The sequence below is a fragment of the Rhizobium sp. SVR5-2C genome (assembly GCF_056755115.1).
Map to the genome: position 1 here is coordinate 1 of NZ_JBNDHT010000463.1, position 254 is coordinate 254.

Sequence of the window (254 nt, forward strand, 5' to 3'; positions counted from 1 at the left end):
CAACTGGGCACCGCAGGTTTCCTCAGCCCGCGCCACCGCAGCGTCACGAGTCTCGAGGGCCTCAGAGTCGGTCAAGGTTCGGTCAGCTCCCCTCAGCCGCAGGTTGAAAGCCAACGACTTGCGGTTATCACCCACCTGCTCGCCCTCGTAGACGTCGAAAAGCTCGACGGACTCAAGCAACGGTCCCGCTCCCTCGATGAGAGCCTGCCGAACATCCTCTGCAGCAACAGACTTATCAACGACCAGGGCAACGT

At 61.4% G+C, this 254-nt stretch carries 1 protein-coding gene; it reads right to left on the bottom strand.

What is annotated here, in order from left to right:
* Positions 1-246: phenylalanine--tRNA ligase subunit beta-related protein (locus ACPYOI_RS36540; protein WP_481424240.1), on the bottom strand; the 246-nt coding region annotated here is incomplete at its 3' end.
* Positions 247-254 lie beyond the last annotated feature (8 nt).